The sequence below is a fragment of the Massilia timonae genome (assembly GCF_001866515.1).
Classification (GTDB): domain Bacteria; phylum Pseudomonadota; class Gammaproteobacteria; order Burkholderiales; family Burkholderiaceae_D; genus Telluria; species Telluria timonae.
Window position 1 is genome coordinate 631,791 of sequence record NZ_JRYB01000001.1, and the last position, 24,538, is coordinate 656,328.

Genomic DNA, 24,538 nt, shown 5'->3' on the forward strand with positions numbered 1-24,538 from the left:
TGATTCTCGTTAAACTATTATTTCATGGCTAAAACGGGTGTGCCGCCCCAGCCCGCCGTTCCGGCGCCGGCCGGGGTGCGCTACCCGGAACACATAAAACATGACACTGACCGAGCTGAAATACATTGTCGCCGTTGCGCGCGCCAAACACTTCGGCCATGCCGCCGAAGCTTGTTTCGTGGCCCAACCCACCCTGTCCGTCGCCATCAAGAAGCTCGAGGACGAGCTGGGCGTGACCCTGTTCGAGCGCGGCGGCTCCGAAGTCTCCGTCACGCCGCTGGGCGCCCAGATCGTGGCCCAGGCCGAGCGGGTGCTGGAGCAGACCGCCGCCATCAAGGAGCTGGCCAAGCAGAACAAGGATCCGCTGGCCGGCCCGCTGCGCCTGGGCGTGATCTACACCATCGGGCCCTACCTGCTGCCGCCGCTGGTGAAGAACCTGATCGACACCGTGCCGCAGATGCCGCTGGTGCTGCAAGAGAACTACACGCATAAGCTGCTGGAGCTGCTGCGACAGGGCGAGCTGGACGCCGCCATCATGGCGCTGCCGCTGCCCGACCACGGCATGTCGGTGCAGCCGCTGTACGACGAGCCGTTCATCGTGGCCATGCCGAAAAGCCACCCATGGGCCGGCCGCAAGGAAATCTCGGCCGAAGACCTGAAAAGCGAAACCATGCTGCTGCTGGGCGCCGGCCACTGCTTCCGCGACCAGGTGCTCGAAGTGTGCCCGGAAATGGCGCGCTTCTCGGCGCCCGGCAACGGCATGCAGCGCACCTTCGAAGGCTCGTCGCTCGAGACGATCCGCCACATGGTCGCCAGCGGCATCGGCCTGACCGTGCTGCCGCGCGCCTCGGTGATCGACCTGCAGGACCCGAACGGCCTGCTGACCTACGTGCCCTTCCTGCCGCCGGCGCCGTCGCGCCGCGTGGTGATCGCCTGGCGCAAGAGCTTCACCCGCCGCGCCGCGATCGACGCGGTGGTGCGCGCGGTGGGCGAATGCCAACTGCCAGGCGTGGACATGGTCACGCTCGAGGCGGCGGCATAGTCTTATCCAGCGTCACCAGGCCTGCATCCTCTCCCCCCTCGCCAGGACCACCCGGCTGTTCCCGGGCGCCGGCCTGCTCCCGCGAGAACACGATCTTCTGGGTCGGGAAGGCGAAGGGGATGCCGGCCGCTTCCAGCCGCTCGTGGATCTTCAGTAGCAGCGTCTCGCGGATGATGACCTGGGTGTCGAACTCGCTCACGTTGATGTACGACCAGACATCGATGTTGAAGGCCCGGTCGTTGATGCTGCCCAGCCGCGCGCGATGGCCCTCGGCCATGTTCTTCTCTTCCGTCAGCACCTGCTGGACGATGGTGATCGCCTCCTTCAGCTTGGCCGACGGAGTGCCGAGCGGCACCGCGATGGTCGGGTTGAACAGGAAGCGGTCGCGCGCCGCGAAGTTCTCGATCTGGCGCGCCGACAGGTCGCCGTTGGGAATGGTGACGACGGTGCGCTCGCCGGTGCGGATGCGGGTCGAGCGGATGCCCACGTCTTCCACGGTGCCGACCACGTCGCCCACCTTGACGAAATCGCCCACCTGCAGCGGCTTGTCGGCGATCACGGTGACGCTGCCGACCAGGTTTTCCACCGTCTTCTGGGCGCCCAGCGCCAGCGCGATACCGCCGATACCCAGCGCCGCGATACCGGTCGTGACGTCGATGCCGAAGGTGCCGAGGATGGCGACGCCCGAGAATGCCAGCAGCAGGATCTTGGCGGCGCGGCGCGCCAGCGTGATCACGGCCACCACCTGGCGCCGCTGGCTGCGCTGCATGCGCGCGGTGGCCATTTCGGCGACCGCATCGATCAGCCGCAGGCCGAACCACACCAGCGCGATGACCGAGACGATGTCGGTATAACGCAGCAGCGTCGTACGCGCGACGATCGACACCGGCAGTTCTTCGGCCCAGTTGTAGAACAGGGCAACCGCGATCAGCAGGCTGGCCGGCGGCAGCGCCGCCTCCATGAAGCGCACCAGGCCGTTGGCGCCCGCGTCGGGCACCAGCTTGCGCATGGCGGCGACGATCAGGGCCGCCACCATCCACAGTCCGCCAAAGAGCAGCACCCCGAGCCCGACCAGCATCGCCCAGTCCTTCAGCGGCGCGCCGGCGACGACGAGTTCATTCTTGTCGGGCGCCTGCACCACCGGCTCCTGGCGCGCCGCCTGCGTGACCTGGTCGATCGTCTCGCGCGACACGCGCCAGACCTGGTGGTCGCCGTCCTGGCCGCGGGTCAGCAGGATCGGCACCTTCCTGTCCTGGATGGTCAGGACGCCGACGTTTTCCTGCTCGGCCGGCAAGTCGTCGTCGATCTTGCCGATCGCCTCGTTCGACAGCGCGACGAACGGCGACAGCGAACCGCCGTTGTCCAGCAGCGCATGGAAGTTGCGCGCCTGGGTTATGGCGTTGGTGCGCTGGCGGTTGCTGCCGGCCGGCATGTCGAGGTACTGGGCGGCGCGATCGTAATCGGGCTCGGCCAGGGCGGAAATCAGGCCCGAGACCATCGAGCGCGGCGTCTCGCGCTTGAGCGGATCGGGAATGACTTCCTCGGCGGGCGGCGCTTCTTCGGCCTGGCCGGCGGCAAAAGCGGTCGATGACAGTGGCGCCGCCAGGGCGATCAACAGTAGGAACAGGAAACTGAACGAAGCACGCATAAGCAAGTCGACTCCTCTGACTGGGCATCTGGCTGATGCGGAACAAAAACAAGGCTGAAAATGAAAGCGGACATCCTATGTCCGCTTTCAAGCAAGTCTAGCATCCGGTCGAGTCTGTCCCTCGCACTATTGCCCTGCTTCTACGTTCATTTCACCGCCAATCCCGTCCAATGGGCGGCAAATACCCGTTCTTCGCACACTTGCGCGTCTACGCTATCGGTTTTCAATCGCGCTTGCGGCGGCGCGCCAGCAGCAGGCCTGCCATCAGCGGCAGCACCATGGCCACGGTCGACGGTTCCGGCACCTGCGCCACGATCGAGAAGGTGTCGCCCGCCGACAGGCCGCTGGTGTCGAGCAGCCAGTCGCTGCGGCCGTCCAACAGGGTCGGATTGCCGAACAGGACGTCGGCCGTCTCGCCGTTGGCGAACTTGATGACGGCGTTGTTGCTCGAATAGCTGGCCGTGGCGCCGGAGAACGAGGACACGCTGCCAGCGCTTGCATAGCCGATGCCCTGCAGACCGAAGTTGAACTGGTACATCGACAGGCCCACCAGGTTGCGGACGATGGCGCTGAAGCTCAGCGGGCCGGCCAGGTCGGCTTCTTCCAGCACGAAGTTCAGCGTGGTCGTGCTGAAGTCGCGCAGGTCGAGGTCGAACGACACCACGCCGGGTTCGCTGTAGTCGGTCACGAAATTGGCGCCGCTGCTGCCCGTCAGGACGACGGCGCTGGCGGAGTGCGAAAAGGCCAGCGCGCCCAGGGCGATGGCGGAGGCGGCGACGAATTTGTTCATGCTCATGGTCGTTTTCCTTTATAAAAAGTGACGGTTACAGCGGGCCCTTGGCCCACGGGCCCGAGATCGCGAAGGTCACGCCCGGGGTCTGGATGTTCACGAACAGGTAGCGGCCGGTCGGGTCGAAGCAGGCGCCGGCGAATTCGTTGCCGCGCTGATCTCCGGCGAGCGACGGCAGCTTGCCGGCGCCCTGCAGCTGGGCCGCCGTCAGGTTGATGTTGTTCTTGGCGAAGATGTAGGCATCGCCCGCGCCCGTCAGGCCCATTAGGCGCTGGCCGTAGCCGAAGTGGTCGGTGATGGCGCTCGACGCGTCTTCGCAGATCAGGATCGCATTGCGCGGGCTGACCGTCAGGTTGTCGCCCATATTGCCCACCAGCTGGCTCGGGCTCGAATAGATGCATTTCAGGGTCTGGCGCGCCAGGTCGAGTTCCCAGATCGCGCCGCGGTTGATGTGGCCGCCCGAGGTGTCCATCACGTACATCTTGCCCTGGGCATACCAGATGCCTTCGCCGCGGTTCATGCGCAGCGCGCCTTTCATCCAGCCCTGCACGAAGGGGCCGGCGGCATTGTTGATGGTCTCGCCGCCCGGGCCGACGCCGCTGCCGCGGTTGGCGTCCGGATTGGCGATCGGCACCCACTCCAGCTCATAAGTGTCGTCGACCGAGGCCACCGCCAGGTTGACGTTGTTGCGGCCCTTCACCTTGGCCATCTCGAGCACACCGCCCATGGCCAGCGAGCCGGGTGCGCCGGTCTTCACATCCGGGATGTAGCGGTAGAAGCCCGACTTGCCCGAGGAATCCTCGGTCAGGTAGACGTTGCAGTTGCTCGGATCGACGGCGGCGGCTTCATGCGCGAAGCGGCCCATATTGACGATCGGCTGGCCACTGACCTGCTGCGGATCAGCCGTCACCTCGAACACGTAGCCGTGTTTCTTGCCGCCGGCACTGACCGTGTCCGAACCGATCTCTTCGCAGGTCAGCCAGGTGCCCCAGGGAGTGATGCCGCCGGCGCAGTTCTGCTGGGTGCCGCCCAGGCTCGGGGTCATGCTGATCCAGTCGCCGTCGCGGAACACCAGGTTGGTGGTGCCGCCGCAGGAACGGTTGCTCGAACTGCCGCTGACGTTACCGGTGTCATACAGGCCGTAGGCGTTGATGAAATTGACAGCGGCGCTGCCGCTGATTTCATGATTGCGCACCAACACTTGTTCCGTATTGCGACCGACCTTGCGCGTGACGATCACGCCCATGCCGTCATGGCCGCCCGGGCATGGACGGCCGTCGCTCATGGTGTCGCCGCGCCAGCCATAACTCTTGTAGCTGAAGCCCGGCGGCAATTGCAGCAGCGGTAGGCCGGTAGCCAGGTCGTTGACCGGGGCGATCGGGCCATAGGGACTGTCGACCAGGGCGGTCGCGCCATTGGCCGCGAGCGCTTCGCGCGCGTGCAGCGCGGCGAAGGCGCCGACGAAAGGCAGCGCGGAGGCGCCGGCCATGCCCTTGAGCAGGTTGCGCCGCGAAGGCGACATATCGTGTTCGTTCATCGAGATGCTCCAAAGAGTAGGAATCGAGCCGGTGGTCCGGCGTCTGGTGTCGTTGGCCGCGCCCACGCATCGGGCCCGTCCCGTCCCGCCACCCCCGGCAGGACCGATGCATTAAAACAAACAAAAATGTCACACTCATGACGACAAAAAGACAACAATCATGCATTCGCCACGCACTGAATACATGGCCTTGTCATGCACGAGGAATGGCGCCCGTATGGACGGGACGGAATGGGCGCGCATGGATAAACAGGCTAGAATCGCTGTCTTCTGCTCAACAATTCTTGCCTGTCAAGACGCGATTCACCATGAACAAACTGGCGCTCTACTTCCGCCTGGTCCGGGCCGACAAGCCGATCGGCATCCTCCTGCTGCTGTGGCCTACCCTGTGGGCGCTGTGGATGGCGTCCGGCGGCGTGCCGGACCTGCAGGTGCTGGCGATCTTCGTCGTCGGCACCGCGCTGATGCGCTCCGCCGGCTGCGCCATCAACGACTACGCCGACCGCGACTTCGACCGCCACGTCAAGCGCACGGTCGACCGCCCGCTCACCAGCGGCAAGATCAGCGGCAAGGAAGCGGTGACGGTGGCGGCGGTGCTGGCCATCGTGTCCTTCCTGTTGATCCTGCCGCTCAATGCGCTGACCAAGCAGCTGTCGGTGGTGGCGGTGGTGGTAGCCGGCACCTATCCCTATTTCAAGCGCTTCTTCGCGATTCCCCAGGCCTATCTCGGCATCGCCTTCGGCTTCGGCATCCCGATGGCCTTCGCCGCCGTGCAGGACCAGGTGCCGGCCGTGGCCTGGTGGCTGCTGGTGGCAAATGTATTCTGGGCCGTGGCCTACGACACCGCCTACGCCATGGTCGACCGCGACGACGACCTCAAGCTCGGCATGCGCACCTCGGCCATCACCTTCGGGCGCTTCGACGTGGCCGCGATCATGCTGTGCTACGGCGCCTCGCTGGCGATCCTGCTGCTGTGCGGCTGGTCGCTGGGCCTGCGCTGGTGGTTCGTGGGCGGGGTGGCGGTGGCGGGCTGCATCGCGCTTTACCACTACACCCTGATCCGCGATCGCGACCGCATGAAGTGCTTCAAGGCGTTCCGCCACAACAACTGGCTGGGCGCCGCACTGTTCATTGGTGTCGCGCTCGACTATGCATTAGGTTAATATTGTCCAAAAGGCATTCACCCACCACACACAAGAGGCCCAAGATGATCGAAAAAATCCCGACCCAGACCGGCACCCGCGACCAACTGGTCAGCGACCTGAAGACCGTGATCCACGACGCCGAATCGTGGCTGCGCAACGGCGGCCAGCTGACCGGCGAAGAGCTGAAGGCTGCCAAGGTCAAGTTCGAGCAGACCCTGGCCTCCGCCAAGACCAGCCTGATCCACGCCGAAGAAACCGTGGTCGAGCGCACCAAGGTTGCCGCCAAGGCCACCGACGAGTACGTCAAGGACAATCCGTGGAAGTCGGTCGGCCTGGGCGCCGCCGTCGGCGTCGTGATCGGCATGCTGATCGCGCGTAAATAACATGACGATCTCCGCGACCGTCGGAAGGATAGGATCCAACCTGCTCGCCATGGTGCGGACCAGGTTGGAACTGGCAGCCATCGAACTGCAGGAAGAGACGCACCGGCTGATCGGCTATCTGGCCTGGGGCGTCGCGGCCGCCTTTTTCGCGGTGGTCGCGGTGTTGCTGGCGATCCTGTTCGTGCTGGTCCTGTTCTGGGACACCTATCGCCTGCTGGCGATCGGCGTCATGACGGGGCTGTTCGCTCTGGGCAGCCTGCTCGCCTTCTTCAAGGTGCGCGGCGACCTGGTGACGCGTCCGCCGCTCATGGCCGCTACGCTGGCCGAACTGCGCAAGGATGCGCAAGCCGTCAAAGGAGAGCCGATCGATGAGCAGCAATGAAACCCTGGCGGCGCGCCGCCGCTTGCTCGCCGCCCAGTGCGCCGAACAGCGCGCGCTGATGGCGCACGACGTGGCGCTGCTGCGCCATCCGGCCGAACTGGGCGGCGCCCCCGGCTACGTGGCGCAGCACAAGACCGCCGTCCTGGCCGCCGCCGGCCTGGGACTGGGCTTCCTGATCACCAAGCCGAAGTGGGTGGTCGGCGCGGTGACCGGCGCCCTGTCCGCCTACAAGCTGGCGCAGAAGGTATTGCCGGTGCTGGGCTGGAGAAAGTTCGAGATCCACTGAGCCGGGTGCGCATGAACGCGCCAACCGGGCCGCTGTCCAACCGGACGAGCGACCACGGTTGGAGGCATCATGCGCACACGAATCCTGCGGCCAGTCCTGGCGCTGGCCTTCCTGCTGGCACTGAACTTCCTGTTGCCGCTCTCGGCGGCGGCCATGCAGGCGCAGTCACCCGACGCGCTCGCTTCGCGCGTCGACGGCGCCTATCGCGTCGGCGCCTTTTCCCTGTCCTTCGCCAATAACGGCTTGCGCATCGGCCATGCGGCCGAGCCGGCGCGCATCCTGTGGGCCAGCGTGCCCGGCCGCGCCTTCCTCGGCGCCGCGCAGGGGCAAGCCGACGTCCGCCAGTTCGGCACGCCCGACGGCTCCTACCGCATCGACGACAAGCTGCTGGCGCAGTGCCTTGCCCAGAGCATCGATGCGCTCGAGCGCGCGGCCGACACGCTGGTCGTGCGTGGTAGCCTGAGCGGTCCGGGCTGTGATGTGACCTACCGCCTGGCGTTCGACGCGGCCGGAGTCAACCAGCTGCGCTTTCGCCTGCAACTCGACGGCCCGCAGGCCGTGCAGCTGAACCGCAGCTACCTGCGCCACGCCTCGAGCGCCGATGAACGCTACTTCGGCCTGGGCCAGCAATTGACCTGGTTCGACCAGAAGGGCAAGACCATCCCGGTGCTGGTGCAGGAACACGGCGTCGGCCGCGGCCTGCCCGGCTTCACCCAGCTGTTCGACCTGCTCGAAGGCGGCGGTGGCGGCAGCGAGGTGTCCACTGGCGCGCCGGCACCCCACTACCTCAGCAGCAAGCTCAACTCGCTGTTCCTCGAGAACACCGAGTACAGCATCTTCGATTTCCAGCATCCCGAGCGGGTGGAAATCAAACTGTTCACGAGCGCGATGACGGGCCGGATCCTGTATGGCCGCACGCCGCTCGAGCTGATCCGCGAGTACACGGCCTATACCGGCCGCATGCCGCCGCTGCCGGACTGGGTCGGGCGCGGCGCCATCGTCTCGGTGCAGGGCGGCACCGATGAGGCCAATAAAAAGCTCGATACCTTCGAACGCGCCGGCATCCCGCTCGCGGGACTGTGGATCCAGGATTGGTCGGGCGTGCGCGTTACGAACGCCGGCAAGCAGCTGTGGTGGAACTGGGAGCTGGATGAAAGTTACTATCCACGTTGGGACGCGCTGGTCGACCGGCTCGCGCGCCTTGGCGCCCGCATGCTGGTCTACATCAATCCTTTTCTTAGCACCGAGGCCGGCCACGACAGCCTGTACCAGCAGGCGCGCCAGGCCGGCTATCTCGTCAAACGCCAGGACGGCACGCCCTACCTGATCCGCAACACCAATTTCGATGCCGCGCTGGTCGACCTCAGCAATCCCGAGGCACGCACCTGGATCAAGAACGTCATCAAGAACGAGCTCCTCGGCCGCACCCGCGCATCCGGCTGGATGGCCGATTTCGGCGAGGCGCTGCCGTTCGATGCGGTGCTGGCGAATGGTAACGACCCGGCCGCTTGGCATAACCGCTATCCCGAGGAATGGGCGGCCGTGAACCGCGAAGCGATGATGGAGGCCGGACGCGAAGGCGACGTCATCGCCTTTCACCGTTCCGGTTTCACCCGCAGTCCCGGTCAGGGCACCCTGTTCTGGCTCGGCGACCAGCTGCAGACATGGGACGGCTACGACGGCATCCGCACCGCGATCGTCGGCATGCTGTCGGGCGGCGTCTCGGGATACAGCCTGCTGCACAGCGATACTGGCGGCTACAACGCCTTCGGCTTGACGGTGCTCGGCCGGCAAGTGCCCGTCATCGCGCGCAACAAGGAATTATGGATGCGTTGGGTCGAGCTCAATGCGTTCACGGGCGTGCTGCGCACCCACGAGGGCCTGAATCCGGCCATTAGCTGGCAGGTGGATAGCGATGCCGAGACGCTGGCTCACTTTGCGCGCATGAGCAAGATTTTTCGGGCGCTAGGGTTTTATCGGCAGGGGTTGATGCAGCAGGCGGCGGACAGCGGTGCGCCGCTGGTGCGGCATCCTTTTCTGGAGTTTCCATCTGACCAGAATACCTACGCGCTGCGCTACCAGTACATGCTGGGGTCGGATTTCATGGTGGCGCCGGTGGTGACGCGTGGCGCGCAAGCGGTGCGGCTTTATCTGCCGGCCGGGACCTGGATTGACCTCTGGACCGGCAGGCCTTTTGACGCCGGCTCGGGTGCCTGGACCGAGGTGGCGGCGCCCTTTGGCAAGCCGGCGGTGTTCTACAAGGCCGGTTCTGCTGCGGGCGCGCGCCTGGTTACGGCGTTGAGATTAGAAGGACTCTATTAAGCGTTCTTGACCACTCCGAGCACCCATCAATTCCCTGAGGTTGTCATGAAAGCGGCCTCCGAATACACTCAGCCTTATCGAACGTCTGCTATCGGCCAAAAGCGGACCTACGCCGAAAATCGATTGATGTCTGATCTCAGCCATAACACATCGCTATGAGCGCATCTTTGTCTATTGCCGCTAACGGGCACCTAACTCTCGACTTTGGCGATTACGATTCTGTGGCATACCGTCAGGTGTGCGCCAAGCTCGAAAAAGAACTCGGGTTTTCTAGGCAGGGGAGCACCGTCGCTGGACTCGACGAAGGTATAAGCCCTTCGTTCTTGCGGGCCGGGCTCGAGCTTTCGGCCGGGTGGGACAACTGGAGCGGTAGTTATCTGTTTTCAAATTCAGACGCAGGCGACGTAGTGCTCCGGCGTTTGCACGCTGAGCTTGGCTAGGAGATTGCGGGCGAAACCATGCTCGCTGTAGCTTGCGTCTGACGCTAGTCGACGTTCGGTTAGTCGACGTCCGCTTTGGGTCAGTTGCGGACGCACCCATGCCCAGTCCGAGCATGAAAGTAGCGGTATTTTTGCAGCGCATTTACCACGGGCTTCTGCAACCGCTCCGCGAGTACCGCCAGATCAGGTGGATGCTCGCTCATCTGTTGATGGTATGCCGAATGGTTTTGCCAGGCGCGCTCAGTTGCTACCCAATTCCTCACCCAACTCGCGCCCACGCGCCGCAGCCGCCTTCATCGCCGCGACAATAGCCTCCTTGACGCCAGCCGCTTCCATGCTGGTGATCGCCGCATGCGTAGTCCCACCCTTCGAGGTCACACGCTGGCGCAGCACTTCGACCGGCTCATCCGACTGCGCAGCCAGCTGCGCCGCGCCGGTAAAGGTAGCCAGCGCCAGCTCCCTGCCCTGCTCCGCGTTCAAGCCCATTTGCAGGGCCGCCTCCTGCATCGCTTCCATGAAGAAGAACACATACGCCGGACCGCTGCCCGACACCGCCGTCACCGGGTCGATCTGCGCCTCGTCATCCAGCCACACGGTCTTGCCGACCGCGCGCATCACCGTGTCAGCCTGCTCGCGCTGGGCCTCGCTCACGCCCGGCTGCGCCGCCAGGCCGGTCACGCCCATGCCGATCAGCGCCGGCGTGTTCGGCATCGTGCGCACGATCGCGTCGTAGCCGCCGAGCCAGCGCGACAGATCGCTGCTGCGGATGCCGGCGGCGATCGACAGCACCAGCTGCCGGTTCAACAGCGGCGCCAGCTCGGCCGCTACTTCGCGCATTTGCTGCGGCTTGATCGCCAGCACCACGACTTCGCTTTCCTTGACCTGTTCGTCGATCACCGTCGCGGTGCGCACGCCGTATTGTTGCGACAGGCGCTCCAGCGCTTCCGGGTTGCGGTCGACGACGTGGATGTTCGCGCCCGAACCCGCCTGGCGGACGATGCCCGAGATGAGCGCGGCTGCCATATTGCCGCCACCAATGAACGTGATCTTCATGTGTTTTCCTGTTAGTCGTAATTGCGTGCGCCAAAGATGGCGCTGCCGATGCGCACGATGGTCGCGCCTTCCGCGATCGCCGCCGCCATGTCGCCCGACATGCCCATCGACAGCGTATCGAGCGCCAGGCCGTCGGCGCGCAGGGCGGCGTGCAGCTTGCGCAGGCGGGCAAAGGCGGCGCGCTGCTGCTCGGGTTCGGTCGCGCGTTCGGGGATCGCCATCAAGCCGCGCAGGCGCAGGTTCGGCAACTGCGCCACGGCGCGCGCCAGTTCCGGCAATTCAGCCTCGGATGCGCCGCTCTTGCTGGCCTCGCCGCTGATGTTCACTTGCAGGCAGATATTCAAAGGCCCGAGTTCGGGCGGGCGCTGTTCGGACAGGCGCTGGGCGATCTTGAGGCGCTCGACCGTGTGCACCCAGTGGAAGCTGGCCGCGATCGGGCGCGTCTTGTTGCTCTGGATGGGGCCGATGAAATGCCATTCGACCAGCGCATCGGGTTGCGTCTGCGCGACGTTCGCGATCTTGTCGAGCGCTTCTTGCAGATAATTTTCGCCGAACGCACGTTGTCCGGACGCCATCGCATCCAGCACCGCTTGAGCAGGAAATGTCTTGGAAACAGCGAGCAATTGCACCTCGTCCCGGGCGCGTCCGGCGGCTTGCACAGCCTCCCCGATTGTCGCTTCGACAGCTTGCAAGTTGGCGGCGATTGTGGACATAATGATTTTCTATAGGAAATATTTTTCGAGCGGCGACGATGACAAATGCGCACCTCGAGCCACAGGGATTATAAATGGACATTTCGGAATTACTCGCCTTCTCGGTCAAGAACAAGGCTTCGGACTTGCACCTGTCGGCCGGCCTGCCGCCGATGATCCGCGTGCATGGTGACGTGCGCCGCATTAACCTGCCGCCGCTCGAGCACAAGGACGTGCACGGCATGATCTATGACATCATGAACGACGGCCAGCGCAAGCAGTACGAAGAAGTGCTCGAGTGCGACTTCTCGTTCGCGATCCCTGGTCTCGCGCGCTTCCGCGTCAACGCCTTCAACCAGGAGCGCGGCGCGTCGGCCGTGCTGCGCACGATTCCGTCCAAGATCCTGACCCTCGAAGAGCTGAACGCCCCGAAGATCTTCGCCGACCTGGCCATGAAGCCGCGCGGCCTGGTGCTGGTGACCGGCCCGACCGGCTCTGGTAAATCGACCACGCTGGCGGCGATGGTGAACCACCTCAACGAGAACGAGTACGGCCACATCCTCACCATCGAAGACCCGATCGAATTCGTGCACGAGTCCAAGAAGTGCCTGATCAACCAGCGCGAAGTCGGTCCGCATACGCTGTCGTTCAACAACGCGCTGCGTTCGGCGCTGCGCGAAGACCCGGACGCGATCCTGGTCGGCGAATTGCGCGACCTGGAAACCATCCGCCTGGCGCTGTCGGCGGCCGAGACCGGCCACCTGGTGTTCGGCACCCTGCACACTTCGTCGGCCGCCAAGACCATCGACCGTATCGTCGACGTGTTCCCGGCCGAAGAGAAAGAGATGGTGCGCGCGATGCTGTCCGAATCGCTGCAGGCTGTGATCTCGCAGACGCTGCTCAAGACCAAGGACGGCTCGGGCCGCGTCGCGGCGCACGAGATCATGATCGGCACCCCGGCCATCCGCAACCTGATCCGCGAAGCCAAGATCGCCCAGATGTACTCCGCCATCCAGACCGGCAGCAATGCCGGCATGCAGACGCTGGACCAGAACCTGACGGAGCTGGTGCGCCGTAACGTGATCTCGACCGGCGCCGCGCGCGCCGCGGCCAAGATCCCGGAAAACTTCCTCGGCTAAGGATCATCCAGATGGAACGCGACCAGGCATCCAAGTTCATGTTCGACCTGCTGCGCCTGATGGTCAGCAAGGGCGGTTCCGACCTGTTCATCACGGCGGGCTTCCCGCCGGCGATCAAGATCGACGGCCGCATGACGCCGGTGTCGAGCCAGGCGCTCACCGCCAGCCACACGGCCGACCTGGCGCGCGCGATCATGAACGACAAGCAGGCGGCCGGCTTCGAGCTCACGCGCGAGGCGAACTTCGCGATCACGCCGGGCGACCTGGGGCGCTTCCGCGTATCAAGCTTCATGCAGATGGGTTGCGTGGGCATGGTGCTGCGCGTGATCACCACCGCGATCCCGAAGTTCGAAGACCTCGCCCTGCCCGACACGCTCAAGGATGTCGTGATGACCAAGCGCGGCCTCGTGATCATGGTCGGCGCCACGGGCTCGGGCAAATCGACCACGCTGGCGGCGATGGTCGGCTACCGCAACGAGAACAGCTACGGCCACATCATCACGGTCGAGGACCCGGTGGAATTCGTCCACCCGCACCGCAACTGCGTGATCACGCAGCGCGAAGTGGGCGTCGATACCGACAGCTTCGAAGCGGCGCTGAAGAATTCGCTGCGCCAGGCGCCGGACGTGATCCAGATCGGCGAGATCCGCGACCGCGAGACGATGGAACACGCGATCGCCTTCGCCGAAACCGGCCACCTGTGCCTGGCCACCCTGCACGCCAACAGCGCCAACCAGGCGCTGGACCGCATCATCAACTTCTTCCCTGAAGAGCGCAGACAGCAGCTGCTGATGGACCTGTCGCTGAACCTCAAGGGCCTGATCTCGCAGCGCCTGATTCCGAAGAAGGAAGCCAAGGGGCGCGTGGTGGCGATCGAGATCCTGCTGAATTCTCCCTTGATCTCGGACCTGATCTTCAAGGGCGAAGTCCACGAGATCAAGGAGATCATGAAGAAGTCGCGCGAGCTGGGGATGCAGACTTTCGATCAGGCGCTGTTCGACCTGTATGAGGCGGACAAGATCACTTACGAGGATGCGCTGCGCAATGCGGATTCGGTGAATGACCTGCGCTTGAACATCAAGCTCAATAGCAAGCACGCGAAGAACCGCGATTTCTCGAGCGGGACGGAGAAGCTGGGGTTGATCTGATCGGCTGTTGTACCGTCATCCGTGGGGTGGACGGTTTCCCGTCCACGCGTTCAGCCCGAGCATGCGTTGCCGCGATGTCCCCTCGATTTGAACGCGTGGACGGCATAGCCGTCCACCCTACGGCAACAACGGATCAAAAACGCGACTCCAGCGTCACCCGCGCCATCGTGTGCCCTTCACTGAAACTGGTCCTGCGCAGCGTCCCGAATTCATCGGTATAGCGCGAATCCGATACCCCATCCTGGCGCAGCAGGTTCGACGCCGCCAGCCGCAGCTGGTATTTCGGATTGAACTTCCACAACGCATACACATCCAGGTCGCGCCGCACGCTCTGGTAGCGCGACTGTTCCACATTGACCCGCACCGGGCCGCCGTCCTTGAACGCGAAGCTGGCGCCGGTGCTCAGTTTGCCGTCGCGGGTCTTGTAGTCGATCCCCAGCGTCGCCGACAACGGCACCTGCTGGTCCAGGCGGTTATCAGGGCCCGGCACCGCATCCACTTCCGACCAGTTGCGCGACACGCTCGCACGCAGGTCGATCTCGGGCACGTCGGCGAGCACCGCCGACAGCGGGAACTTCGCCTCCAGTTCCAGGCTGCGCGTGAGCGCGTCGCCGTCGTTGACCGGGGTCTGGATCCAGCGGCCGTCTTCCAGGATCAGGCCCTGGCGCGTGTAGTCCTCGATGCGGCGCACCGACACGCTGGCGCTCAGCAGCGCCTTCTCGGCCCACCAGTGCTCGTAGGCGGCGTCGATGCCGGTCGCCAGTTCCGGCTGCAGATCCGGATTGCCGCGGTAGTCGGGTTCGGTCTGGCTGTTGTTCGGCGTCGTGAAGCGACGCGGGATCAGGTTGCTCGCGGACGGCGCCTTGAAGGTGCGGGTCAGCGCCAGGCGCACCTGGTCGCGGCTGTCCGGGATCTTGTACAGGGTCTGGGCCAGCGGCGAGAACACGCTGGCGCGGTTGGTGCTGGTCTCGAAGGTATTGCCTTCGCTGGTCGTCTCCAGTCCTTCCCAGCGCAGGCCGGCATACATCGACCACTGCTTGCTCACGTTCCACTCGTCCTGGATGTACAGCGCCAGGCGCTTGATGGTGGCGTCATACTCTTCGTTCGATATCAGCTCGCGCCCGGCCAGCGGCAATACCTCGACTTCGCCGCGCTCGTCCTCGCGCTGCGTGTAGCCGGCATCCCAGCCCATCGACAAGGCATGGTCCTTCTTCCACGGCGTCGTATATTTGCCGACCATCGTCAGCCCGCGCTCGTCGGTCGCGCTCAATACGGTGGAGTCGCGCGCCAGCCGATCCAGGTTGTAGTCAAATTCGCGCCAGTCGCCGCGATTGCGCGTGCCGTTCACGCCCAGCTTGAGGTCGAGTTTCGCGCCCTCTTCCAGGTTGTGCACCCAGTTCACATCGGAACGCAGCATGACGAAACTGCCGCCGCTATTCATGTCGCGCACGTCGTACATCGGCGGCGCGCCAAGCTCGGTCGTGGTCACGGCGTCGCCGTGATAGTCGTTACGATTATAGGAAGCCATCGTCTGCCAGCTGACCGTGTCGCCGTTCTCGAGCGTCCAGTTCAGGCGTGGCGTGAGGTTGAAGCCCTTCGGGCTGCCGCTGTCGTTCTGCTCGGTGCGGCGCAGCTGCGTCAGGCGGCCTTCGGGATCGATCTGCGTTTCCTCGTACGGTTGCGGACGGTCGAAGTTGAAGCGCCAGACGCTGGCGCCGAGCGAGTACGACAGCGCGTCGAGACGGTCCGACATGTTCAGGCTCGCGCTCGGGTTGCTGGCGTCCTCGCTCTTGCCGTAGCCGACCCGCAGTTCGCGCTGCGCCTTTCGCACCACCCGCTTGAGCACGATGTTGATGGTGCCGGCGATCGACTGGGTCGAAAACTCGGCGCTGGCCGCCCGCAGGATCTCGATCCGTTCGATGACGTCGGGCGACAGCTGGTCGATGTCGAAGCCGGCCGGGGCCCGCTCGCCGTTGATCAGGATCTGCGTGTAGCCGCTGCCCAGGCCGCGCATGCGGATTTCGCCCGCCCCGCGGCCGCCGCCACCGCCGACGGTGATGCCGGGCAGGCGCTTGAAGACGTCGAGCACGGAAGTGTCGCCATAGCGCTTGATCTCTTCGTTCGAGACCACGATGCGGCTGGCGGTGTCGTCGCGCCGCGGGTCATAGCTGTTGGCGTCGGCCTTGACCTCGACCTTCTGCATGGCATCCGGGCTGACCGGCGGCGGGTCGGATGGCGGGCTGACTTGGGCGGCGGCCGGCAGCGCAGCGAGGGTCAGCGCGATGAGCGTTGGTCGGAGCATGGGATCGGGAACGCAGTGGACAAAAGTCCCCGTATTCTGTCACAGCTTGTTCCACCGAAAGCCGCTTTGCCAGAATTATTCATCCGGCATATCGCCTGTACTGACAGCTGTATTCACCGCGGCCCCATGCCGCCGCCCGGTGGACCGAAGCCCGGCCCGCCCGGGCCACGCGGCCCGCGTCCGCCGCCGAAGGTGCCGAAGCGGTACGACAGGCCGACGTAGACCAGGCGCCCGTCCTGGCGGCGCAGGCTGTATTCGCGCAGGGTGTCGGTTTCGGTGATCGACTCCGACTTCTGCGAATCGAAGACGTCGTTGACGTTGACGACCAGGCTCAGGGCCTGGCTCAGGTTGTGCCGGTAGTTCAGGTCCGCGGTGCGGGTCGGCTGGCGATAACCCTCGCCGAACAGCGTCTTGCCCTGGGCATTGAGCACCAGCTGCAGGCTGTTGGCCGGATTGAACTGGTAATTGAAGCGCGCGCGGCCGGCGATCGAGGTCGCGCTGCGCTTGTCGTCGTTCACGCTGCCCAGCACCGATTGCTCCGAATAGCCGATATTGCCGCTGGCATTGATCGTCAGCTTGGACGTGGCACGACCGCTGAAGGTGAATTCCAGTCCGCCCGAGCGGCTGGTGCCGGCGTTCTCGCGCGTGGTCAGCAGCACGGTGTCCGAGATGAAGTAGCGGCGCTCCGAGATCAGGTCGGTGTCGCGGCGCGCATACAGGCGCACATTGGTCTCGACGTTGCCAAGCTTGGTCTCGACGCCCAGCTCGAGCGAGTCGGACTCGGTCGGCATCAGGTCGGGATTGCCCGACGAGACGTTTGTTTCGTCGCGGTAGATCACGAAGGGATTCAGGTCCGAGGCGCCGGGACGGCGGATGCGGTGCGCATAGCTCAGGCGCAGCGCCGTGCTATCGGACAGGTCATAGGTGAGGAAGGCGCTGGGGATCGCTTCCAGGTAGTGGTTGCCGGCCTTGATCCCGGTCGTGACCTGGTCCATGTCGAGATCGGTGTATTCGGTGCGCAGGCCGCCCAGCACGCCCCACTTCTCGCCCAGGCGCATCTGGTAGGTGCCGTACAGCGCCAGCGTGGTGTCGACCAGCTCGAAGCGGTTGGTGCGCGCCGGGTTCACGGTTTCGAACAGCGTGCCCGGATCGACGTCGAGGAAGCGGGTGTCGATCACGCTGCTGTTGCGGATCACCTTGTAGCCCAGCTTGAGCACGCCGGCCTCGCCCGGACGCTCGTAATCGCCGGTGAGGTCGATGATGCGGGTCTCGTTGAGGTTGTCCTGGCGGGTCAGCGGATCGGACGAATTGATCGGACGCACCGTGTAGTCGCTGACGTAGCGGGTGTCGCCCTCGCCCCGGGTGCCGGACAGGCGCAGGTCGGTCTTGAAGATCTCGCCCGGCAGCTCGCCCTTGTGGTCGAGGCTCGCGCCCAGGCTGTAGCTGCGGTTGTCGGTGTCGCGCACCGTGGAGCGCAGGTAATCGCTCTCGACCGCCCCGGATGCGTCGGTGCCGCGGTAGCGCTCGGACGACAGGCCATCCTGGCGGTTGGCGTTGAAGCTGGCCTTGAGCGACACCACGTCCTTCTCGCCCAGGTTGTAGTTGAGCGAGCCGTTGAAGCCAGCCGACTCGGTGTCGTTCTCGCTGGTCGAGGTCTGCACGCTGCTGGCCACGGCGCCGGTGGCCGGGTCGATGCGGTCGCGCGTCGTCTCGCCGGTCGAGCCGCGGCTGTCGCGGCGGCCGAACAGCGCACCCTGCACGCTCAGGCGTCCGCCCGTGTAGCTGCCGAAGGTCGAGGCATTGAAGCGGCCCTCGGCGCCGGCGTTGGCGTTGACCACGCCGAAGCTGCCCGGCGTGCGTTCGCGCCGCATCACCAGGTTGATGATCGGGCCGCCGCCGCCTTCGTTGCCGAACTGCGCGCCGGGATTGTTGATCACCTCCACCGACTCGAGGTCGGCGGCCGGCAGCGCGCCCAGGGCGGCGGCGCGGTTCTCGCCCTGCATCATGGCGGACGGCTTGCCGTCGATGAGGATCTGCACATTGCTGCGGCCGCGCAGGGTCACGTTGCCGTCCGGGTCGACCGCGACCGACGGCACCTTGTTCAGGGTGTCGGCGATGGTGTCGTTGGTGGCGGCCGCATCGCTCTTGACGTCATAGGCCTGGCGGTCGATGCGGTTCGACGAGCGCACCGCGCTGACCGAGACCGTCGACTGGACCGGGACCTCGGCTTCCGGTGCGGGGGTAGCTGGCGCAGGCGCGGCAGGTGCGGGGACCGCGGGAGGCTGCTGGACGCTGGCGCTGGCAGGGGCGAGCAGCGTGCCCGCCACGATCGGCGCGAGCAGCAAGACGGAGGAACGGTGACGTGGCATGACAACCCGGGATGCTGGACAATTGGATGAGCATAATTGTCGCACGCGCTGTGCCCAAAATACGTTAAGAAATGCTAAGACGCAATAAAAGTCACAGCCGTGATTCATACCGCGGGATCGCGTCATGACGCCGTGCACGTCGCGCCGCCTTCGCGTAAACTTGGCGATTCAACCACAAGGAGAACGCCATGACCGCCTACGATTTCAATGCCACCGCTCTCGACGGCCAGCCGGTCGACCTGGCACGCTATCGCGGCAAGGCGCTCCTGATCGTCAATACCGCCAGCGCCTGCGGCTTCACCCCGCAATACCAGGGCCTGGAGGAACTGCAGCAACGCTATGCGGACCAGGGCCTGGTGGTGCTCGGCTTCCCATGCAACCAGTTCGGCCGCCAGGAGCCGGGCAGCGAGGCCGAGATCGGCGCCTTCTGCGAAAAGAACTACGGCGTCACCTTCCCGATGTTCGCCAAGATCGACGTCAATGGCGACGACGCCCACCCGCTGTTCCGTTTCCTGAAGGGCGAGGCGCCGGGCGTGCTCGGCACCGAGGGGATCAAGTGGAACTTCACCAAGTTCCTGGTGAACAAGGAAGGAGCGGTGGTCAAGCGCTACGCGCCGGCCACCAAGCCGGAAGAACTGAAGGGCGATATCGAGAAGCTGCTGGCGGCCTGACGCCGCCCAAGGGCGAATCGCAGAACGCTCAGTTGGCGAGGACGGTCACTTCGTCGTCCGGCCCCGGCTCGCACGCCGCGCCAAGCGGCTCCCAGCCGCGCCGCACGACGATGCGGCCCTCGTCGTGGCAGATCTCCACGCGTTGCGTCTGCGGTGCGCGCTGGCGCACGAAGGCTTCGATCGAGGCCGGCACGCTCACCTGCAGCGCGAGGGCGTGCAGGTCGTCCACCGGATGGTCGTCCACATGCACCAGCGGCACGAACTGCCCGGCGAACATCAGCAAGTGTCCCGGCACCCTGACCGGCCCGGCGACATAGCCCTGCGCGCGCAGCCAGTCCTGCGCCCGCTCGCGCACCTGTCCTGCCTGCCCTGCGCCGTGTCCCGATACGCCGCCCCAGGCGCCCGCCAGCAGCTCGGCCACCCACTGGTTGCAGTTCTGGTAATCGGTGCCGAAAGCATAGGCGTTGGCGCTGTACTTCCCCGCCAGCAGCGCCAGCGCCAGCCGCTTGTCGCGCGCGGCGCGTTCGAGCTGCGCGCTGTCCTGCTCGGGCAGGAACAGCAGCGACACATGGCCGCTGGATGGCGCATCGGCGCCAAGCGCGAAGCCCGAGATGCCCTGGTCGAACAGGTGCGGACGGGCGTCGTCGCAGGCATAGTACAGCTGGCGCACGGCCCAGGCGCCGTCGGCATCGTCCCTCAGGGCGACGCCGGCATGCGAATACAGCAGGCCGAAGCGGCTCAGGTCCACGCCGGCGCGGGAAATCAGGGCGACCTTGCCGCCCGAGCGTTCGAGCTCTTGCCGGACCACGCCGGCAAAGCGCAGCACGCGGTCCTGTTCGAGCGCGGAGATGTCGCTCTCGCGCTCGCAGAAGGTCGGCAGGCCGGCCCAGGCGGCGCCGCTGAAGGTGGCGCAGAGGCCGAGCGCCAGCGCGGCGGTCGCCCTGCGCAGCCGCATCAGATGACGACTTTGCGCGACGCCAGGTCGCGCTGCCACTCGTCCTGCAGCGCCAGGAAGAACGGACGCTGGGTGTCGGCGTGGGCGAATTCGTAGCCGTAGACGCGCTCGTTCACGCGCACCACGTCGCCGGCATACACCTGGCGCTGGACCATGGCGCGGTTCGGCACGTCGAGGAAGAAGGTGCGGGCCTGGCCGGCTTCGGCGCGCAGGGTCAGGCGGGTGGTGTCGGGCTTGTTCGGGGCCTGCGCGATGTCGATCACGCGGTAGTCGCCGGCCGCCACCTTGTTGTCGCCGCTCGAGCTGGTGCTGGAATCGCTGATCGAATCCGAAATGCTGGCCGACGACGCAGAGCCGGCGCTGGAGGCCGACGAGGCGAAACTTTCGGCATGGACCGGGATGGCGCAGGCGATCGCGAACAGGCCCAGGCACATGGAACGTGAAAAGATTGGCAAGGTCATAAGAGGCTTTCGTTGTCGAGCAAAACGCTCACATGGTACAAGCCCTTGCACTTGAACACCATAGTGCCGTCGTAACCTCTTGTGACAAGCGCACGGATTCGTCGTCAGCGCGTCTGGATGCGCGCCACGCCGTGGATGGTGCAGCCACGGCTGACGTTGTCGAGGAAGCGGATCGCCTCGGTCATCGAGACGCCCGGCGGCAGCAGGCCGCCCAGCGCGGCGTTCTCGTTCAATTGGTCGAGGCCGTAGGCGATGGCGCGCGAGACGTCGCGCGCCATGCGGCCGTCACTGTTGTACAGCGCGTCGTAGACGCCGGCGGCTTCCCAGACCGGGACCAGGCCGGGGCTGCTGCTGTCTTCGAAGACCACGGCGGCCGGGCCGCCCTCGTCGTCGCGCACGAGTTGGAAGTTGAAGCTCAAGATCGTTCCTGTAGTGTGGCGCTGATTTGCCGGATGCGGCGCGATGCTAACACGCGTAGAACATCGATGCTCGGAAAGCCTGAAAGTTACCGCAATACATGCAAAAATATGAGTATTAGTAAACCTTTCATGTGTGCTTCAGAGTAGTATTATTGTTGAGCGATACGGCACGCGAAATTGCCGGAATGTCCACAGAGAGAGTAGAAAATGAATCAAAGTCCATTTCGGCCGTCTGAGAGACCAGATCGCATTCCAGAAGAACGTGGACACGTTCCTCGTCCAGCAGAGCATCGACCACCACCTCCGCCCCCGACTAAGAGATAGTTATGGAAGACTTTGAATATCTTTGGAACAAGCGCTGCGATGTTCAACTTCGTGCATTAACTAATCGCTTGTACTATCAAGAACGACAAAAGATATTCGAATGGCGCGATGGAATTGTGAAAGTTATTTCCATTCTCGCCGGGTCAGTCGCTTTCGGCAATGTCACTCATGCTCTAGTTATTCAATGGTGCGCTGCTATTGTTACAATAAGCAGCGCAGCCTCGTTGGTATTCGGTTTTGGAAACAAGGCCCGCGATAGTGCTAAGCGTAGCGCGGAATGGGCATTGCTTGAAAAATCAATCGAAGAGCAGGGTGAACGCACTTTCATTGAAGCCGATCTAGCAAAATGGACTGCACGCTGCAATGAGATTGAAGCTGGGGAACCAGCCGCTCATCCCGCATTATTTGAAGAGTGCTATCAACGTGCTTGTTCCTCATTGGGCAGTAAGCCGAACGAACCATGCCCAAAGTTTCGTTGGGTTCCAATTCGCATTATTCATTAACTAAGCTGCATTTTCAGTCTTTCGGGTTTTTAATTTTAGTCTCACTACAACTCAAAAAATGCAACTAAGACGCGTTAATTTGTGGACGAATGCACAGGCATTGCTTTCGAGCACTAAATAGTTCGTACTATATCTAATGAGTGTATATCGACGACACTCGGCGCTGTCTAGCTGCGCCCTCCCCTTTTAACTAGGTCGTCAAACGTCATTCAAAACCCGCTCGAGCAGCTCGACCCAGTGCGTCACCGGCTTGCCCGTGCCCGACTGCAGGTGCGTCAGGCAACCGATGTTCGCCGACACGATCTCCTCGGCGCCGGTGGCCGCCAGGCTGGCCAGCTTGCGGTCGCGCAGCGCGTGCGCGATCTCCGGCTGCAGCACCGAATAGGCGCCGGCCGAGCCGCAGCACAGGTGGTTGTCGGCGCACAGCACCACGTCCACGCCGGCGGCATGCAGCACGCCCTCGACCTTGCCGCGAATCTGCTGGCCGTGCTGCAGGGTGCACGGCGGGTGGTAGGCCACGCGCGGCGCGCTTCTCCCCTGCGCCCGCGTCCTGATCTGCTCCTCGAACTGCGGCAGGATCTCGGACAGGTCGCGCGTCAGCTCGCTGATGCGGCGCGCCTTGTCGGCGTAATCCGGGTCGTGCGCCAGCAGGTGGCCGTATTCCTTGACCGTGACGCCGCAGCCGGAGGCGGTCATCACGATCGCCTCAATTTGGCCCTGCTCCACGTACGGCCACCAGGCGTCGACGTTGCGCCGCATGTCGTCCAGGCCGCCGTCCTGGTCGTTCATGTGGTAGCGCAGCGCGCCGCAACAGCCGGCCTTGGGCGCCACGAGCAGCTGCACGCCGAGAGAATCGAGCACGCGCGCGGTCGCGGCGTTGATGTTCGGCGCCATCGCCGGCTGCACGCAGCCGTCCAGCAGCAGCATCTTGCGCGCGTGGACCCGCGTCGGCCAGTGGCCGGCGGCGCGCCCCGGCTGCAGCTTGTCCTGCAGAGCGGCCGGCAACAGCGGCCGCAGCGCCTGGCCCGCCCGGAAGGCCGGCCTGAACACGCCGGCGCGCGGCAGGCATTCCTTGAGCGTGGTGCGCTTGATCCTTTCATTCAAGGGACGCGGCACGCGCTCGTCGACCAGCTTGCGGCCGATGTCGACCAGGCGTCCATATTTGACGCCGGACGGACAGGTGGTCTCGCAGTTGCGGCAGGTGAGGCAGCGGTCCAGGTGCAGCTGGGTCTTGCGGGTCGGCTGCGCGCCTTCGAGCACCTGCTTGATCAGGTAGATGCGTCCGCGCGGGCCATCGAGTTCGTCGCCCAGCAGTTGATAGGTCGGACAGGTGGCGGTGCAGAAGCCGCAGTGCACGCAGGCGCGCAGGATCGCTTCGGCTTCCGCGCCTTCGCGCGTGCCCTTGATGAAGTCGGCTAATGTCGTTTGCATGGGTCAGGCGCTTTCGGGATACAGGCGGCCCGGGTTGAAGATGTGGGCGGGATCGAAGGCATCCTTCATGCGCGCATGGATGCGCGCCAGCGCCGGCGCCAGCGGCTGGAACACGCCGCTGCCCTTGTCGCCGCCACGGAACAGGGTCGCGTGGCCGCCGCAGGCTTGTGCCGTGCGCCGGATCGCTTCGGCCGTGGCGGCAGCGCCATCGGCGCGCAGCCAGCGCTGGGCGCCGCCCCACTCGATCAGCTGGTCGCCGCCGAGCACCAGCGCGCCGGTGGTCGACGGCACCGACAGGCGCCACAGGGGTGTCGCATTGGCCCTGACATCTGAGAAGAAGGCATGACGCTGTTCGCGCAGGTCGGCCCAGAACGCCGCCGCATCCGGATGCGGCACCGCTTCGCCGCCCAGCAGCCGCATCGCAGCGTCGACCGCCGCCTCGGCGCCGGACAGGCGCAGCGCCAGCTGGCCGCCGCACCAGGCGCTGCCCGACAGCGGCAAGGGCTGGCCGCCCCATTCGTTCAGGCGGCGGATGGCGTCGATCTCGCTCATCTCGAAGCGCAGCGTGGCCTCGGCGAAGGGCCGCGGCAGCACCTTCAAGGACACTTCCAGCAGCAGGCCGAGCGTGCCCATCGAACCGGCCAGCATGCGCGAGACGTCGTAGCCGGCCACGTTCTTCATCACCTTGCCGCCGAACGCCAGCACGTCGCCCTTCCCGTCCAGCAGCCTGGCGCCAAGCACGAAGTCGCGCGTGGCGCCGCTGCTGGCGCGTCGCGGACCGGACAAGCCCGCCGCGACCGTGCCGCCCACGGTGGCATTGGCGCCGAAATGCGGCGGCTCGAAGGCCAGCATCTGATTGTGCCGGGCGAGCAGCACCTCGACCTCGGCCAGCGGCGTGCCGCAGCGCGCCGTGATCACGAGTTCGGTCGGCTCGTAGTCGACGATGCCGGCGTGGTCGCGGGTGTCGAGAACCGCGCCCTGTGGCGCGCCGCCATACCAGTCCTTGCTGCCGCCGCCGCGGATGCACAGCGGCTGGCGATCACTCGCCGCGGCGCGCACCCGTTCCTGGAATCGTTCGATCGTTCCCATATCGGCT

The 24,538-nt window shown here is 65.0% G+C and carries 22 protein-coding genes; 10 read left to right on the plus strand and 12 right to left on the minus strand.

All coding sequences use genetic code 11. From position 1 onward, the window contains the following. Positions 1-100 precede the first annotated feature (100 nt). Positions 101-1,042, plus strand: coding sequence for a hydrogen peroxide-inducible genes activator (locus tag LO55_RS02785; protein ID WP_071360361.1), 942 nt, complete (start codon positions 101-103; stop codon positions 1,040-1,042). Here LO55_RS02785 and LO55_RS02790 read toward each other — a convergent pair. From LO55_RS02790 to LO55_RS02800, 3 genes are all read right to left on the minus strand, one after another. Then, positions 1,020-2,690, minus strand: a complete 1,671-nt coding sequence (locus LO55_RS02790; RefSeq protein ID WP_071360362.1) for a mechanosensitive ion channel family protein — start codon at positions 2,688-2,690, stop codon at positions 1,020-1,022. The two genes, LO55_RS02785 and LO55_RS02790, sit on opposite strands and share 23 nt — an antisense overlap. Positions 2,691-2,913: 223 nt before the next feature. Then, positions 2,914-3,486 (minus strand): PEP-CTERM sorting domain-containing protein, encoded by a 573-nt coding sequence (locus LO55_RS02795; protein WP_071360363.1) that lies wholly within the window; start codon positions 3,484-3,486, stop codon positions 2,914-2,916. 28 nt (positions 3,487-3,514) lie between these two features. Beyond that, entirely contained in the window at positions 3,515-5,017 is a 1,503-nt protein-coding gene (locus LO55_RS02800) for a PhoX family protein (protein WP_071360364.1), read from the minus strand. Positions 5,018-5,325: 308 nt separating this feature from the next. On the opposite strand from LO55_RS02800, the gene ubiA reads away from it, so the two are divergent. From ubiA to LO55_RS02825, 5 genes are all read left to right on the plus strand, one after another. Next, a complete protein-coding gene (gene ubiA, locus LO55_RS02805; protein ID WP_071360365.1) occupies positions 5,326-6,180 on the plus strand; it encodes a 4-hydroxybenzoate octaprenyltransferase in 855 nt (284 codons plus the stop codon). 44 nt (positions 6,181-6,224) lie between these two features. After that, positions 6,225-6,545 carry an ElaB/YgaM/YqjD family protein gene (locus LO55_RS02810; RefSeq protein ID WP_005668083.1) on the plus strand — a complete coding sequence of 107 codons (321 nt, stop codon included), beginning with the start codon at positions 6,225-6,227 and terminating at the stop codon, positions 6,543-6,545. Between the two features lies 1 nt (position 6,546). Further along, on the plus strand, positions 6,547-6,927 hold the full coding sequence (locus LO55_RS02815; RefSeq protein WP_071360366.1) for a phage holin family protein: 381 nt from the start codon (positions 6,547-6,549) through the stop codon (positions 6,925-6,927). Then, complete coding sequence (locus LO55_RS02820) at positions 6,914-7,213, plus strand: hypothetical protein (RefSeq protein ID WP_071360367.1); 300 nt, start codon at positions 6,914-6,916, stop codon at positions 7,211-7,213. The genes LO55_RS02815 and LO55_RS02820 overlap by 14 nt, the downstream gene beginning before the upstream one ends. A gap of 69 nt (positions 7,214-7,282) precedes the next feature. Next, entirely contained in the window at positions 7,283-9,535 is a 2,253-nt protein-coding gene (locus LO55_RS02825; protein WP_071360368.1) for an alpha-glucosidase, read from the plus strand. Between the two features lie 680 nt (positions 9,536-10,215). Here the strand turns inward: LO55_RS02825 and proC are convergent. After that, complete coding sequence (proC, locus tag LO55_RS02835; protein ID WP_071360370.1) at positions 10,216-11,028, minus strand: pyrroline-5-carboxylate reductase; 813 nt, start codon at positions 11,026-11,028, stop codon at positions 10,216-10,218. 11 nt (positions 11,029-11,039) lie between these two features. Further along, positions 11,040-11,741 (minus strand): YggS family pyridoxal phosphate-dependent enzyme, encoded by a 702-nt coding sequence (locus tag LO55_RS02840; RefSeq protein ID WP_071360371.1) that lies wholly within the window; start codon positions 11,739-11,741, stop codon positions 11,040-11,042. 74 nt (positions 11,742-11,815) lie between these two features. Here LO55_RS02840 and LO55_RS02845 point away from each other — a divergent pair, with 74 nt between their 5' ends. Beyond that, positions 11,816-12,859, plus strand: a complete 1,044-nt coding sequence (locus LO55_RS02845; RefSeq protein WP_005668052.1) for a type IV pilus twitching motility protein PilT — start codon at positions 11,816-11,818, stop codon at positions 12,857-12,859. 11 nt (positions 12,860-12,870) lie between these two features. Then, on the plus strand, positions 12,871-14,007 hold the full coding sequence (locus LO55_RS02850; protein WP_005668051.1) for a PilT/PilU family type 4a pilus ATPase: 1,137 nt from the start codon (positions 12,871-12,873) through the stop codon (positions 14,005-14,007). Between the two features lie 133 nt (positions 14,008-14,140). On the opposite strand, the gene LO55_RS02855 is transcribed toward LO55_RS02850, so the two are convergent. Further along, positions 14,141-16,309, minus strand: a complete 2,169-nt coding sequence (locus tag LO55_RS02855) for a TonB-dependent receptor plug domain-containing protein (protein WP_071360372.1) — start codon at positions 16,307-16,309, stop codon at positions 14,141-14,143. A 113-nt stretch (positions 16,310-16,422) separates the two neighbouring features. Next, a complete protein-coding gene (locus LO55_RS02860) occupies positions 16,423-18,678 on the minus strand; it encodes a TonB-dependent receptor domain-containing protein (protein WP_071360373.1) in 2,256 nt (751 codons plus the stop codon). Positions 18,679-18,866: 188 nt separating this feature from the next. On the opposite strand from LO55_RS02860, the gene LO55_RS02865 reads away from it, so the two are divergent. Then, the gene (locus LO55_RS02865) at positions 18,867-19,349 is read left to right on the plus strand and encodes a glutathione peroxidase (protein WP_005668047.1); all 483 of its coding nucleotides are present in this window, start codon (positions 18,867-18,869) and stop codon (positions 19,347-19,349) included. A 28-nt stretch (positions 19,350-19,377) separates the two neighbouring features. Here the strand turns inward: LO55_RS02865 and LO55_RS02870 are convergent, their stop codons facing one another. The 3 genes from LO55_RS02870 to LO55_RS02880 all read right to left on the minus strand — a co-directional run bounded on the left by LO55_RS02870 (position 19,378) and on the right by LO55_RS02880 (position 21,184). Continuing rightward, the gene (locus LO55_RS02870; RefSeq protein ID WP_071360374.1) at positions 19,378-20,304 is read right to left on the minus strand and encodes a DUF2145 domain-containing protein; all 927 of its coding nucleotides are present in this window, start codon (positions 20,302-20,304) and stop codon (positions 19,378-19,380) included. Continuing rightward, positions 20,304-20,765 carry a hypothetical protein gene (locus tag LO55_RS02875; protein ID WP_071360375.1) on the minus strand — a complete coding sequence of 154 codons (462 nt, stop codon included), beginning with the start codon at positions 20,763-20,765 and terminating at the stop codon, positions 20,304-20,306. The genes LO55_RS02870 and LO55_RS02875 overlap by 1 nt, the downstream gene beginning before the upstream one ends. A gap of 104 nt (positions 20,766-20,869) precedes the next feature. Next, complete coding sequence (locus LO55_RS02880) at positions 20,870-21,184, minus strand: hypothetical protein (protein ID WP_071360376.1); 315 nt, start codon at positions 21,182-21,184, stop codon at positions 20,870-20,872. Between the two features lie 326 nt (positions 21,185-21,510). Here LO55_RS02880 and LO55_RS26165 point away from each other — a divergent pair, with 326 nt between their 5' ends. Continuing rightward, positions 21,511-22,011, plus strand: coding sequence for a hypothetical protein (locus LO55_RS26165; protein WP_143054440.1), 501 nt, complete (start codon positions 21,511-21,513; stop codon positions 22,009-22,011). Positions 22,012-22,209: 198 nt separating this feature from the next. On the opposite strand, the gene glcF is transcribed toward LO55_RS26165, so the two are convergent. Both glcF and glcE read right to left on the minus strand, forming a co-directional pair. After that, on the minus strand, positions 22,210-23,442 hold the full coding sequence (gene glcF, locus LO55_RS02885; protein WP_071360377.1) for a glycolate oxidase subunit GlcF: 1,233 nt from the start codon (positions 23,440-23,442) through the stop codon (positions 22,210-22,212). A gap of 3 nt (positions 23,443-23,445) precedes the next feature. Further along, on the minus strand, positions 23,446-24,531 hold the full coding sequence (glcE, locus tag LO55_RS02890) for a glycolate oxidase subunit GlcE (protein WP_071360378.1): 1,086 nt from the start codon (positions 24,529-24,531) through the stop codon (positions 23,446-23,448). Positions 24,532-24,538: the final 7 nt, after the last annotated feature.

What these genes read in the sequence shown, in the direction of transcription:
- glcE (WP_071360378.1), bottom strand. Translation starts at nt 24,531, where the DNA reads ATGGGAACGATCGAACGATTCCAGGAACGGGTGCGCGCCGCGGCGAGT.
- LO55_RS02800 (WP_071360364.1), bottom strand. Translation starts at nt 5,017, where the DNA reads ATGAACGAACACGATATGTCGCCTTCGCGGCGCAACCTGCTCAAGGGC.
- LO55_RS02845 (WP_005668052.1), top strand. Translation starts at nt 11,816, where the DNA reads ATGGACATTTCGGAATTACTCGCCTTCTCGGTCAAGAACAAGGCTTCG.
- LO55_RS02785 (WP_071360361.1), top strand. Translation starts at nt 101, where the DNA reads ATGACACTGACCGAGCTGAAATACATTGTCGCCGTTGCGCGCGCCAAA.
- ubiA (WP_071360365.1), top strand. Translation starts at nt 5,326, where the DNA reads ATGAACAAACTGGCGCTCTACTTCCGCCTGGTCCGGGCCGACAAGCCG.
- LO55_RS02865 (WP_005668047.1), top strand. Translation starts at nt 18,867, where the DNA reads ATGACCGCCTACGATTTCAATGCCACCGCTCTCGACGGCCAGCCGGTC.
- LO55_RS02860 (WP_071360373.1), bottom strand. Translation starts at nt 18,678, where the DNA reads ATGCCACGTCACCGTTCCTCCGTCTTGCTGCTCGCGCCGATCGTGGCG.
- LO55_RS02820 (WP_071360367.1), top strand. Translation starts at nt 6,914, where the DNA reads ATGAGCAGCAATGAAACCCTGGCGGCGCGCCGCCGCTTGCTCGCCGCC.
- LO55_RS02870 (WP_071360374.1), bottom strand. Translation starts at nt 20,304, where the DNA reads ATGCGGCTGCGCAGGGCGACCGCCGCGCTGGCGCTCGGCCTCTGCGCC.
- proC (WP_071360370.1), bottom strand. Translation starts at nt 11,028, where the DNA reads ATGAAGATCACGTTCATTGGTGGCGGCAATATGGCAGCCGCGCTCATC.
- LO55_RS02850 (WP_005668051.1), top strand. Translation starts at nt 12,871, where the DNA reads ATGGAACGCGACCAGGCATCCAAGTTCATGTTCGACCTGCTGCGCCTG.
- LO55_RS02795 (WP_071360363.1), bottom strand. Translation starts at nt 3,486, where the DNA reads ATGAGCATGAACAAATTCGTCGCCGCCTCCGCCATCGCCCTGGGCGCG.
- LO55_RS26165 (WP_143054440.1), top strand. Translation starts at nt 21,511, where the DNA reads ATGGAAGACTTTGAATATCTTTGGAACAAGCGCTGCGATGTTCAACTT.
- glcF (WP_071360377.1), bottom strand. Translation starts at nt 23,442, where the DNA reads ATGCAAACGACATTAGCCGACTTCATCAAGGGCACGCGCGAAGGCGCG.
- LO55_RS02790 (WP_071360362.1), bottom strand. Translation starts at nt 2,690, where the DNA reads ATGCGTGCTTCGTTCAGTTTCCTGTTCCTACTGTTGATCGCCCTGGCG.
- LO55_RS02855 (WP_071360372.1), bottom strand. Translation starts at nt 16,309, where the DNA reads ATGCTCCGACCAACGCTCATCGCGCTGACCCTCGCTGCGCTGCCGGCC.
- LO55_RS02810 (WP_005668083.1), top strand. Translation starts at nt 6,225, where the DNA reads ATGATCGAAAAAATCCCGACCCAGACCGGCACCCGCGACCAACTGGTC.
- LO55_RS02875 (WP_071360375.1), bottom strand. Translation starts at nt 20,765, where the DNA reads ATGACCTTGCCAATCTTTTCACGTTCCATGTGCCTGGGCCTGTTCGCG.
- LO55_RS02815 (WP_071360366.1), top strand. Translation starts at nt 6,547, where the DNA reads ATGACGATCTCCGCGACCGTCGGAAGGATAGGATCCAACCTGCTCGCC.
- LO55_RS02840 (WP_071360371.1), bottom strand. Translation starts at nt 11,741, where the DNA reads ATGTCCACAATCGCCGCCAACTTGCAAGCTGTCGAAGCGACAATCGGG.
- LO55_RS02825 (WP_071360368.1), top strand. Translation starts at nt 7,283, where the DNA reads ATGCGCACACGAATCCTGCGGCCAGTCCTGGCGCTGGCCTTCCTGCTG.